Here is a 10,946-nt window from a genome sequence, read left to right as displayed (position 1 = left end):
GTCTGCTAGCGTCACGAAACGGGCAGGTCGCGGGCGACCGGACGCAGTGGGAACGGCTGCGGACGACACGCGGCAGCCGATACGGAAGACGGGACACGGGGAGTGCCTTCAGGTGGCCACAGCGGAGCCGACACACGCCGACGACTCCGGTCCGGGCACCGGACGACCGGAACCCGGGCAGGGGCCTGACGGTCCGCGAATAGGCGTGGACGAACGGGACTCCGCGGTGGACGGGGGCGCACCGGACAGAACCGTCCCGGAGCGTGAGCGTGAGGCTTCGGGGCGGCCCGCCGACGACGCCCCTTCCGTGACCGGGGAAGCTGCCCGCGGCTCCCGTTCCCGGGCCGCGTTCCTCGCGTTGCGTGCCCGCATGCTGCGGCACCCCGTGCTGTCGGTCACCGGGCTCGCCGGAGTGCTGCACATCGTCTGGTTCTTCACGTTCGCCAACAGTGGCGGGGACCTCGCGGCGCAGGACGCCTGGGCGGAGTTCGTCGGCCGGCATCCGGACCGGGCGTACAACCTCGCCTGGTACGGCGGGATGCACCCGGTGTCGTACAGCGTGGTGTCGCCGTACCTGATGTCGCTGCTCGGTGTGCGGACGACCATGATGATCGCCGGGACCGCCTCGGCGGGGCTGCTGACGCTGATGCTGATGCGCAGCCGGGCGGTCCGCAATCCCCTGTGGGCGGCGCTGGCCGGGGTGTTCGCGCTGCTGTGCAATGCCGCCTCGGGGCGGGTGACGTTCGGCCTGGGCACGATGTTCGCGCTGGGCGCGGTCGCGGTGGTGTTCTGCTGGCCGCACAAGTGGCGGTACAAGCGCTGGGCGAAGGCGCTGTGCGCGGCCCCGCTGGCGGCGCTCGCGACGATGGCCTCGCCGGTGGCGGGGCTGTTCGTGGGTCTGGTGGCGGTGGCGCTGTTCCTGCAGAAGCGGCGGCCGGGGGCGTGGGCCCTGGGTCTGGCGCCGAGTGCGGTGGTGGCGCTGTCGGCGTGGCTGTTCCCGTTCTCGGGGACGCAGCCGATGATCTTCGGCTCGGTGATCATCCCCCTGGCGTTGTCGATCGTGGTGTACCTGGTGGTGCCGCGGGGGTGGCGGACGGTCCGGCTGACGGCGGCGGTGTACGGGCTCGGGGTCGTGCTGGTGTGGCTCATCAGCTCGCAGATCGGGTCCAACATCACCCGGCTGGCGATGCTGTTCGCGGGCGTGGTGCTGGTGGCCGCGCTGCCCTACACGGTGCCGAAGTCCCGCAAGTGGTACACGATCGTGGTGGCGTTCGCCGCCTTCGTCGGGTGGATCGGCTTCAAGTCGGTCGACGACATCGTGCACACCACCCCGGCCGCCTCCTGGGCGCGTGAGCTGGCGCCGCTGGTGAACGAGCTGCAGGAGGTCGGCGCCGAGCGGGGCCGGGTGGAGGTCGTCCCGGCGCGCTCGCACCGGGAGGCGTCCGCGCTCGCCCCGTACGTCAACCTGGCGCGCGGCTGGAACCGCCAGGCGGACATGGAACGCAACCCGCTGTTCTACGACGACACCCTCAACTCGGCGAACTACCACGAGTGGCTCAAGCGCTGGGCCGTGCACTACGTGGTCCTGCCGAAGGACGAGCCGGACGGCGACGGCGGCCAGCGGGAGCGGCAGCTGGTGCAGCGGGGGCTGCCGTATCTGAAGCAGATCTGGGGCGACGCCAACTGGCAGCTGTTCGAGGTGATCGATCCGACGCCGCTGGCGGAGCCGAACGCGGTGGTGGAGCGGGCCGAGCAGGGCGAGATGACGATGCGGGTGGAGAAGGCCGGGCGGATCCTGGTGCGCATCCCGTACTCGCCGTGGCTGAGCATCGTCGACGAGGAGGGCAGGAAGCTGGAGCCCCCGCAGGAGACGGAGGTCTCCAAGAACCGCCCGGAGGGTGAGCCGAGGACGTTCGAGAACGTCAACGGCTGTCTGATGGAGACGGAGGAGGACGCCAACGGCGACCGCTGGACGGTGCTGCTGGCGCCCAAGCCGGGCACCTACCGGCTGGCCGCCCCGTACACCCTGCCGCGCGGCACACCCTGCCCGGAGGAGCTGCGCTGACGGCGCGGCGTTCGCGCGGTCCGGCCGGCTCCGGGGGGCATGTGGTGCTGCGGGCGCAGCTGTCCGCGCTGCTGCGGGAGAGCGCGCGGGGTGCCGAGCGGTTCGACGCCCGGAATCCGCGGGGCTCCTGGCGCGCCTTCGCCGCGTTCGCCTGCGTCGCCGAGCAGTACGGCTACCGGTACGAGGGCCTGTCCCCGCTCCCGCCGAAGGGCAGCCCGGACCCGTACTTCGCCTTCGGCCGGCTGCCGGACGCCGCGGAGCGGGCGGCGCGCACCGCCGCCCGGTTTCCGGACGCCCTCGGGGGCGGCCCCTTGCCCGGGATGCGGCCCGGCGGACGCCGGCTGCGTCCGCTGCGGGCCGGGGTGCCGGTCAGGCGCCGCGGGGGTAGCGGGCGAGCCAGGCCGGGGAGGAGGCGGCGGGGCTGTGGAGGGCGGGGCCCTGGGTCATCTCCATGGCGAAGTCGTCGGCGAGTTCCAGGATGGTGGGGCGGCCCTCCAGCTCGGCCAGCCAGGCCGGGGGCAGGGCCGTCTCGCCGTGCAGGGCGCCGAGCAGACCGCCGGTGAGGGCGCCGGTCGCGGCGGAGGGCCCGTCGTGGTTGACGGACAGGCACAGCGAGCGCCGGACGTCCTGGCCGACCAGGGTGCAGTAGACGGCGGCGGACACGACGCCCTCCGCGGTTCCGGCGCCGATCAGACCGCTCACCCGCTCCGGGGTGGGCATGCCCTGCCGCACCGCGCCCAGCGCCTGCTGCAGCGCGTCGGAGACCGGCTGGTGGCCGGGGCGGGTGGCCAGCAGGGCGAGGGTCTGCTGCACCGCCGCGTCCAGGTTCTCGCCGCGGGCCAGCGCGTGCACGGTCACCGCGTACGCGGCCGCCGCGAGGCAGGCGACCGGGTGGCCGTGGGTCTGGGCGGCGCACTCCACGGCCAGCTGGGCCACCAGCTGGGGCTCCCAGCCGACGAGCAGACCGAACGGCGCGGAACGGGCCGCCGCCTCCGGGCCGGCCTCGCCGGGGTTCTTCGGCGCGTCCGGGGTGCCCATGGTGTCGTCGCCGAGGCCGACCAGCAGCGCGCGGGCCGGGTCGCGGCGGGCGTACAGCCACTCCTCGCGGGCCAGCCAGCCGTCCTCCTTGCGGCGCTCGTCCGGGCCCCAGTCGCGCTGGGTGGTGGCCCAGCGCAGATAGGCCCGGTGCAGATCGGTCGGCGGATGCCAGGCGCCGGTGTCGCGGCGCACCTGGGCGCGGATCAGACCGTCCACGGAGTACAGGGTCAGCTGGGTGTGGTGGGTGACGGCGCCCCGGCGCCCGTACGCGGGGACCATGTCCACGAGGCCCTCGGCGCCGTGCGCCTCGCGGATCGCCGCGACGCTCATCCCGTCCACGGGCGCGCCGAGCGCATCGCCGACCGCCACTCCGAGGAGCGTCCCGCGCACCCGGCTGCGGAAGTCCTGCTGCTCGCGACGGCCCCACACGGGCCCGGCAGTGGCACCCACCCAGACCTCCCAGGCACCGTCCATACGTACGACGCCCAGCACTCTAATCGAATGCGGAGGTGCTGCTGAGGGGGCGTTCAGGCCGATGGCGGAGGAGGTGGTTCCGCGGGTGGTTCCTCGCCGGGGACGCTGATCGCCTCCCGCTGGACCCGGGCCCACTCGTAGTGCGGTTTCAGCTGCAGGGCCCGGTCGAGGTCGGCCAGCGCCTCGGCGGAACGGCCCAGGTGATGCCGGGTCACTCCCCTGCTCGCGTACGCCGAGGCGTACTCGGGGTCGAGGGCGAGGGCGCGGTCGTAGGCGGCCAGGGCCTCCTCGTGGCGGCCGGCGGCGCGGAGCGCGTCCCCGCGTTCGCAGTGAGCCCAGGGCGAGTCGGGCTGGAGGCCGACGGCGCGGTCGAGGTCGGCCAGCTGGCGGCCGGGGTCGCCGAGGGCGCGCCAGACGCGGGCGCGGCGGATCAGGGCCCACGGGTAGTCGGACTTCAGGCCGAGCGCGCGGTCGAGGGCGGCGAGCGCGGCGTCCGGGTCGCCGAGGGCGAGACGGGTGGCACCCAGGGAGGCCCACGCGTAGTCGTGCGCGGGGTCCAGCGTCACCGCCCGCTGCAGGTCCCGCAGGGCCTTGTCGTGGTGGCCCAGCGTGCGGAGGTACTCGCCGCGCAAGGAGAGGCAGCCGGGGTCGTCGGGGGTGAGGGCGAGCGCGCGGTCGAGGTCGCCGACCGCCGCGGCGTACTCCCCGCGAACGGCGCGTGCGACGGCCCGGCTGCGGTGGGCGCGCGCGACGACCCGGGGCGCGAGGTCCACGGCCGGCTCGTCGGTGCGGGGCGCGGTGACCGGGTACGGCGGATGCGCCGGGGGGTAGGGCGGCGGGGGCGGGTACGACGACCAGGGCGCGCCGGCCGTCCCGGAGGCGGTGGCGCCCGCGGGGACGCCGGGGAAGGGGCCGGTGGTGTTCGGCGGGTACGTCCGGGGCGCCCAGCCGGGGGCGTCCTGGGCGGGTCAGCGTGCCCGCAGGCCGGAGCGCAGCCGGTCGGCGCCCTGGGCGAGCTGGGTGGGGTCGATCGCGCCGGTGAAGGCGCCGATGCCCGGGACGAGGCCCAGACCGACGAGCCCGGCGCGGGCCACGGTCATGCTGCCGGCGGAGGGGCCGCCTGGGGCGGGGTCGAGGGCGGCGAGGGCGGCGGTCTCCGCCTCGTGCCGCCGCTCGCGGTGGGCTTCGAGGAGGCGCTCCAGCTCCTTCAGCCGCCGTCCCTGCTCGGCGAACTGACGGCTGATGACCGCGAGCGCCTCCGGGACGCTGCTCGCCGCGCGGTCGTCGACGCAGGCCGTGAGCGCGCCCCGCTCGCGGGCGATCTGTTCGAACTCGCCGATGAGGTAGGTCTTTCCGATGCCCGTGGTGCCGTGCACATGGAACAGGAAGCGGTGGCGGGCGTCCCCGGGCGGGATGTCGAAGTTGGCCCGGAACGACTCGCGTTCGGCGCTGCGGGCGACGAGGGCGGCGCTTCTGCGCCGCTGGACCAGCTGCTGCATCGACAGCTGTGCATCCGCCACCGAACACCCCTTCCGCACCGTGAAGTTGACGTGACCCATTGTGGCTCAGGATCGCTCGTCGGGCGGTTGAGGTGCGGGGGGAGGCGGGAAGGGAAGGTGACATGCCGACTGCTGCTGCCTCTCGCGGGGCGCTGCCCCTGGCCGCGACCCTGCTCACCGCGTCCGTCGCCCTCTACATGGCGCTGGTCTCCTTGGGGACTCCTCCGGCTGACCCCGCCCGGTACTCCACCGCTCGCCTGCTCGGCTACTCGACCACGCGGACCGTGGTCCCCGCCGTGCCGAAGGCCCACAGCGCCTTGCCGTCGGCCTTGCCGACCCGGATGCCGCCGGTCTTGGTGCCGGAGGCGGCCGGCGGGGGCGAGGAGCCGTCGACGGCGTTGGAGAAGGCGACCGAGACGCCGGACTTCACGGCGAAGTACATGATGTGCTCGACCTCGACGCCGTCGCTGCCGGTGGTGGCCTCGGTGCGGGTGCCGATGGTGTAGGTGCCGGGGTCCGGGGTGACCGTGCCGGGCCACACCTTGAAGGTGCGGCGGGGGGTGTCGCTGGCGTCGACCAGCCAGACCCGCTGGTCGCCGAGGGAGTAGACGATGCGGCGGCCGGTGCCGGAGCCGGCGGGCACGGCGGGCGGCTCCTCCGGCTTGGACGGCGGTTTCGCGTCCGCCGTCGCCGACGCGCTGGGCCGGGTCGCGGACGCGGTGGGCTTGGTCCCCTGGTCCGCCTGCACGGCCAGGACGGCCACCACGGCGATCGCCCCCGTGGTCAGCCCGGTCACCCAGGCCCACGAGGGAAGTCGGGCAGACACCGGTACGCATCTCCTCGGTCGGGCACAGTCCGACCCCCCGCGAGGGGGGTCGGATCATCCTACTGCCAGCCCGAGCCCCTGCTTCCTGCCAGCCCGATCCCCTGCTTCCTGCCAGCCCGATCCCCTGTTTCCTGCCCGCCCCCCTCCCCCGGTCCGGCCTGGTCAGTCCAGCACCGGCAGCAGCTCGGGCAGGTGCCCGTCCGAGGCCTCGGCCGCCCTGCGGCGCTCCTCGGGGACCTCGCCGTAGAGGGTGGTGCGGGGCCGCGCCGGGCGGCCGGCCGCGCGGGCCACCGCGATCAGGTCCTTGACCGACTTGTAGGAGCCGTAGGAGGAGCCCGCCATCCGGGAGATCGTCTCCTCCATCAGCGTGCCGCCCAGGTCGTTGGCGCCGGAGCGGAGCATCTCCGCGGCACCCTCGGCGCCCAGTTTGACCCAGCTCGTCTGGATGTTGGGGATGTGCGGGTGGAGGAGCAGCCGGGCCATCGCCGTCACCGCGCGGTTGTCGCGGACCGTCGGGCCGGGGCGGGCGATGCCGGCCAGGTACACGGGGGCGTTGGTGTGTACGAAGGGCAGGGTGACGAACTCCGTGAAGCCCCCGGTCCGCTGCTGGATCCCGGCGAGGGTCCGCAGGTGGCGCAGCCAGTGGCGGGGCTGGTCCACATGGCCGTACATCATCGTGGAGGAGGAGCGGATGCCCAGCTCGTGGGCGGTCTCGACGACCTCGATCCAGGTCGACGCCGGCAGCTTGCCCTTGGTGAGGATCCAGCGGACCTCGTCGTCGAGGATCTCCGCCGCCGTGCCCGGGATGGTGTCCAGGCCCGCCTCCTTCGCCGCCGTCAGCCACTCGCGGATGGACAGGCCGGTGCGGGTGGCGCCGTTGACCACCTCCATGGGCGAGAAGGCGTGCACATGGATGCCGGGGACGCGGTCCTTCACCGCCTTCGCCAGGTCGAAGTAGGCGGTGCCGGGCAGGTCGGGGTGGATGCCGCCCTGCATGCACACCTCGACCGCGCCCACGTCCCAGGCCTGCTGGGCCCGGTCCGCCACCTGCTCCAGCGACAGCGTGTAGGCGTCGGCGTCGGTGCGGCGCTGGGCGAAGGCGCAGAAGCGGCAGCCGGTGTAGCAGACGTTGGTGAAGTTGATGTTGCGGGTGACGATGTACGTCACGTCGTCACCGACCGCCGATTTCCGGACGTCGTCGGCGATCCGGCACAGCGCGTCCAGCGCCGGGCCGTCGGCGTGCAGCAGGGCGAGCGCCTCGGCGTCGGTGAGCCGGGTCGGGTCGTCGGCGGCCGTCGCCAGCGCCTGGCGGACGTCGGTGTCGATGCGCTCGGGTGCCATGCCGGGGGCGGCCGCCTCGCGCAGGGCGCCCCAGTCGCCGTACACCTCGTCGAAGTCGTCGCGGCGGTCGGCGCTGCGGCCCTCGGTGTCGATGGTGCGGTGCAGGTCGGTGCGGCCGGTGGCGGTGAACGCCTCGTCCGGCTCCTGCCAGGGCAGCCCCCTCGGCTGCGCGTCCGGGCGGGCCAGACCGGTTTCCGGGTCGGCGAGCGCCGCCACGTGCGGGCGCAGCCGCGGGTCCAGCCAGGGCTCGCCGCGCCGCACGAACTCCGGGTAGACGCAGAGGCGTTCACGCAGTTCGAAGCCGGCCGCCGCGGACCGCGCGGCCAGCTCCTCGATCTGCGGCCAGGGCCGTTCGGGGTTGACGTGGTCGATGGTGAGCGGGGAGACGCCGCCCCAGTCGTCGATGCCGGCCGCTATCAGCCGCTCGTACTCGGCGTCGACCAGGTTCGGCGGCGCCTGGAGGCAGGCGGACGGGCCGAGCACATGCCGGGCGACGGCGACGGTGGCGACCAGCTCGTCGAGTTCCGCGTCCGGCATGCCGCGCATCGCGGTGTCCGGCTTGGCGCGGAAGTTCTGGATGATCAGCTCCTGGATGCCGTGGTAGGTCCGGGCGATCCGGCGCAGCGCGAACAGCGACTCGGCGCGCTCCTCGTAGGTCTCGCCGATGCCGATGAGGATGCCGGAGGTGAAGGGGACCGAGGAGCGGCCGGCGTCCTCCAGCACCCGCAGGCGCACGGCGGGCTCCTTGTCCGGGGAGCCGTAGTGGGGGCCGCCGGGCTCGGACCACAGGCGGGTCGCGGTGGTCTCCAGCATCATGCCCATGGAGGGCGCGACCGGCTTGAGCCGCTGGAAGTCGGTCCAGGTCAGCACGCCGGGATTGAGGTGCGGCAGCAGACCGGTCTCCTCCAGGATGCGGACGGAGACGGCACGGACGTAGGCGAGGGTGTCGTCGTAGCCGTGCGCGTCCAGCCACTCGCGCGCCTGAGGCCAGCGGTCCTCCGGCTTGTCGCCGAGGGTGATGAGGGCTTCCTTGCAGCCGAGGGCGGCACCCTTGCGGGCGATGTCCAGCACCTCGTCCGGCGACATGAACATCCCGTGGCCGGCGCGGCGCAGCTTGCCGGGCACGGTGACGAAGGTGCAGTAGTGGCACTTGTCCCGGCACAGCCGGGTCAGCGGGATGAAGACGCTCTTGGAGTACGTGATGACGCCGGGCCGCCCGGCCGCCTGAAGGCCCGCGTCCCGCACCCGGGCGGCCGAGGCCGACAGGTCCTCCAGATGCTCGCCCCGGGCCTGGAGCAGCACCGCCGCCTCGGCCACGTCGAGCGAGACCCCGTCCCGGGCCCGTTTCAGGGCTCGACGCAGGGAGTTCTCGGTGGGTCCGGATCCGGAGGTCGCGGCATTCGTCATCCTCCGAGCATACGATCGCCCTGATCCGACGGGCATGAACGCTCCGTACCGCTTCCGGCCACTCGCGCAAGGCCGCACTGGCCACTCTGCGGGCTTCGTCAGTGGAAGGCCAGCCAGCCGAGGCCCAGGGCGCAGGTCGGACCGGCGGCGGCCAGGGCGGCCGGGCGGTGGCGGTGCAGGGTGATCCAGAGCAGGAAGGCGGTCAGCAGCACCGCGCCCGCGCCGTGGTTGCCCTTGGCCGCCGCGGCGACCTGGCCTTCGAGGGTCCATGACGGCGGTCTCTCAGGACTGCCTCGCACAACACGCCGGTTTCGAGAGGACTTTTGCGAGTGGCGACCTGCGGAAACGTGATCGCTTCGGGGGCTCTCGCAGAACTCTCACAGATGGTCATTTATGAGAATCACCGTCCGCAACGACCGTCACGCACAGCTGCTCGTCACTTGGCGGCAGCTTCGGGAGCGGGACCCGGAAGCGGAATCACTGCTACCGCTAATCGCTGTTCCGATGTTCCTCGGCCGGGCCGCCGGTCGTGTCGGTCGTCTGTTCGTTGACCCACCGCTGGGCCTCCGCGAGGTTCGCGGCGGTACCCGCGGGCTCGTACGAGAATCCGTTCCACTCCTCCAGCGCCCTCGGCTCGTCCGGCCGGAGGTGGCCGGCGCCGCCGTGGAGGGGGCGGTGCCGGCGGTGCACGTCCATCGGCGAGAGGCGGCGCTTGTTGTACGCGGCGAGCGGGTCGTCGGCGTTCACGCGTGGGACGGCGCGGGACGGCTGGTTCGGGGGGCCGGGTCGGCGGTGCTTGCCCATGGGCTCGATGGTCTCAGGCGGCGATCGTGGTCGGGCGGGCGGCGGTGAGCTCGGTCGCCCGGGTCCTCACCTCGTCGACCGCGGCGGTCCCGTACGGGCGGGCGGCGTCGAGCAGGGTGTTGAGGCGGGAGGCGACGAGGGTGGAGTCGGTGCGGGCGGCGTCGTCGAGTGCCTGGTGGGCCGCGGCGGCGCCGCGCTCCGCCTCGCCTTCGTCGAACAGCGCGGCACGGCGGCAGCGAAGCGCGCGTCCGCGACGATGCATGGCAATACGTCCATCAGTTGGCCGAACTCAGCGCTGTGGTACAGGGTCCAGCTGTCAGCGTCGGGGCAGGGTCACCGGACGGCCGAGCTGAACGTCTGGACGTGACCCGACCAGTGACCGGCTGGCTGCCGCCGCCGGAAACGCTCACCGGCCTGCGATGTACTGCTCGTACGCCTCCAGCGCCTTGAGTACCTCGCTCTCCCCCGCCGACGGCAGCTGGACCACGACCTCCTCGATGCCGAGGTCGGCGTAGTGGGCGAGCTTGCCCGGGTTCGGGTGGACGGCGTAGGGGACGACCTGGAGGGCGTCCGGGTCGCGGCCCGCGTCGGCCCAGGCGGCGCGCAGCTTCGGCAGGGACTCGGACAGGCCCCGGCCGCCGATGGGGAGCCAGCCGTCGGCGTACTCGCAGATGTGGGCGAAGAGCTTCGGGCCGGCCGTCCCGCCGACCAGGGTGCGCGGGCCGGTCACCGGGCCGCGCGGCCGCTGCACCGGCTTGGGGTGAGCGTGGCTGGCCCGGACACTGCAGAACTCGCCCTCGTAGGCGGTGGGTTCGTCGGCCCACAGCGCCCGCATCAGGGCCATCCGGTCGCGCACCAGCGCACGCCGGGTGGGCCAGTCGACGCCGTGGTCGGCGGCCTCCTCGACGTTCCAGCCGAAGCCGACGCCGAGGGTGAGGCGTCCGCCGGACAGGTGGTCCACGGTGGCGATCTGCTTGGCCAGGACGATCGGGTCGTGCTGGGCCACCAGGGTGATGCCGGTGCCGAGCCCGAGCCGCTCGGTGACCGCGGCGGCCTGACCGAGCGCGACGAAGGGGTCCAGACAGCGGCCGTACTCGCGCGGCAGCTCCCCGCCGCCCGGGAACGGCGTGGTCCGCTCCACCGGGATATGGGTGTGCTCCGGCAGATACAGGCCCGCGAACCCGCGCTGCTCCAGCTCACGCGCGAGCCGGACGGGGGTGATGGTCTCGTCGGTGAGGAAGATCGTGACGGCGATACGCATGCACCATCCCTACCCCGCACGCGATCCTTTCCCCGCACGCACCGGAAATCCGCCGATCCCCTTGCCTTCCACGGCAGTTCACCGCTCACTACAAAGGTGGCACGCACCACCCGTGTCCCACCCCTGCACCACCCATGTCAGGTCGGAACCACAGTCAGAGGCTGTTGTCGTTCCGATCTTGAGGGATGCGTTTCGAACGGGAGTCTCGATCGGGTGGTCACGGACCGCTGG

The 10,946-nt window shown here is 73.5% G+C and carries 10 protein-coding genes; 1 reads left to right on the top strand and 9 read right to left on the bottom strand.

Annotated features, from left to right (window positions below; genetic code table 11):
• Positions 1-112 precede the first annotated feature (112 nt).
• Positions 113-2,065 carry a DUF2062 domain-containing protein gene (locus ABD198_RS17885; RefSeq protein ID WP_344002485.1) on the top strand — a complete coding sequence of 651 codons (1,953 nt, stop codon included), beginning with the start codon at positions 113-115 and terminating at the stop codon, positions 2,063-2,065.
• Positions 2,066-2,434: 369 nt separating this feature from the next.
• Here ABD198_RS17885 and ABD198_RS17880 read toward each other — a convergent pair whose 3' ends face one another.
• From ABD198_RS17880 to ABD198_RS17840, 9 genes are all read right to left on the bottom strand, one after another.
• On the bottom strand, positions 2,435-3,553 hold the full coding sequence (locus tag ABD198_RS17880; protein WP_344002482.1) for an ADP-ribosylglycohydrolase family protein: 1,119 nt from the start codon (positions 3,551-3,553) through the stop codon (positions 2,435-2,437).
• A gap of 77 nt (positions 3,554-3,630) precedes the next feature.
• Positions 3,631-4,350: a tetratricopeptide repeat protein gene (locus ABD198_RS17875; protein ID WP_344002479.1), complete on the bottom strand. Its 720-nt coding sequence runs from the start codon at positions 4,348-4,350 to the stop codon at positions 3,631-3,633.
• Between the two features lie 195 nt (positions 4,351-4,545).
• Positions 4,546-5,097 (bottom strand): hypothetical protein, encoded by a 552-nt coding sequence (locus tag ABD198_RS17870; protein ID WP_344002476.1) that lies wholly within the window; start codon positions 5,095-5,097, stop codon positions 4,546-4,548.
• Positions 5,098-5,341: 244 nt separating this feature from the next.
• On the bottom strand, positions 5,342-5,902 hold the full coding sequence (locus ABD198_RS17865) for a L,D-transpeptidase (RefSeq protein ID WP_344002473.1): 561 nt from the start codon (positions 5,900-5,902) through the stop codon (positions 5,342-5,344).
• Positions 5,903-6,064: 162 nt separating this feature from the next.
• Positions 6,065-8,650 carry a bifunctional FO biosynthesis protein CofGH gene (locus ABD198_RS17860; protein WP_344002469.1) on the bottom strand — a complete coding sequence of 862 codons (2,586 nt, stop codon included), beginning with the start codon at positions 8,648-8,650 and terminating at the stop codon, positions 6,065-6,067.
• A 98-nt stretch (positions 8,651-8,748) separates the two neighbouring features.
• A complete protein-coding gene (locus ABD198_RS17855; RefSeq protein WP_344002467.1) occupies positions 8,749-8,949 on the bottom strand; it encodes a hypothetical protein in 201 nt (66 codons plus the stop codon).
• Between the two features lie 190 nt (positions 8,950-9,139).
• Positions 9,140-9,454, bottom strand: a complete 315-nt coding sequence (locus tag ABD198_RS17850; protein WP_344002464.1) for a DUF6087 family protein — start codon at positions 9,452-9,454, stop codon at positions 9,140-9,142.
• Between the two features lie 13 nt (positions 9,455-9,467).
• Positions 9,468-9,716 (bottom strand): hypothetical protein, encoded by a 249-nt coding sequence (locus ABD198_RS17845; RefSeq protein ID WP_344002462.1) that lies wholly within the window; start codon positions 9,714-9,716, stop codon positions 9,468-9,470.
• A 144-nt stretch (positions 9,717-9,860) separates the two neighbouring features.
• On the bottom strand, positions 9,861-10,715 hold the full coding sequence (locus ABD198_RS17840; protein WP_344002459.1) for an LLM class F420-dependent oxidoreductase: 855 nt from the start codon (positions 10,713-10,715) through the stop codon (positions 9,861-9,863).
• Positions 10,716-10,946: the final 231 nt, after the last annotated feature.

The sequence above is a fragment of the Streptomyces thermocarboxydovorans genome, from assembly GCF_039524635.1.
GTDB classification, from domain to species: domain Bacteria; phylum Actinomycetota; class Actinomycetes; order Streptomycetales; family Streptomycetaceae; genus Streptomyces; species Streptomyces thermocarboxydovorans.
The sequence above is the reverse complement of the archived record's forward strand: the minus strand, read 5'-3'. Positions and strand labels throughout refer to the sequence as shown.